Here is a 717-nt window from a genome sequence, read left to right on the forward strand (position 1 = left end):
TTCAATGCTTTGATGCTCCGCCATGCACCAATCTTGAATTGATCGATGTATCTCATCTCACCTCCTCCGAGGCTGAGGAGCTCATCGCACAGTTTCGGCGAACGGAGCTGAAAGACAATTTCGATCTTGGACAGGACCACTTGTTTCGCGCGCGCATGGTCCGGCTTGGTCCTGACAATCATCTCATATTGATCACCGCTCATGAAATCATCGTCGATGCCTGGTCCATCTCTGTGCTGCTCAGAGATCTTCAGCAAAGGTACGTAGATGCCGTGGCGTTTTGCCCAGAGAACCGTGCGTCACTCTCGGGCTACGCGGCGTGGGAAAAACGACACGTTTCTCCAGAGGCGCTGGAGAGCCAACGTCACTATTGGCGTCGTCAGATTGGTGATGATCCGCCGGTGCTTTCGCTTGGAACGGGACGAGCGCGCCCGCAGACAAATTCATACCGCGGCGCCTCGCATCCAGTGCTGCTTGGCGGCGATCTTTCCAGTCGTGTAAGAGAATTTGCGCGCCGCAACAGCTGCACGATCGACAACGTCAAACTCTACGTGCTCGATGCACGATTGAAGAGAGTGCCTGTTGGAGCGTCCGGCGAACTGTGCATCGCGGGCCGCTGTCTGAGCGCTGGGTATTGGCAGGATCAAGATCGGACTGACCGCTGTTTCCTGCCGAATCCGTATGATGGCGGACAATACGATGTGCTTTATCGAAGTG

General features: G+C 55.4%; 1 protein-coding gene. It reads left to right on the forward strand.

From position 1 onward, the window contains the following. On the forward strand, window positions 1-717 hold a 717-nt coding region (locus I6F37_RS38350; RefSeq protein WP_225131597.1), incomplete at both ends, for a condensation domain-containing protein.

Origin of the sequence: Bradyrhizobium sp. NBAIM08 (assembly GCF_020193935.1) — a bacterium.
GTDB classification, from domain to species: domain Bacteria; phylum Pseudomonadota; class Alphaproteobacteria; order Rhizobiales; family Xanthobacteraceae; genus Bradyrhizobium; species Bradyrhizobium yuanmingense.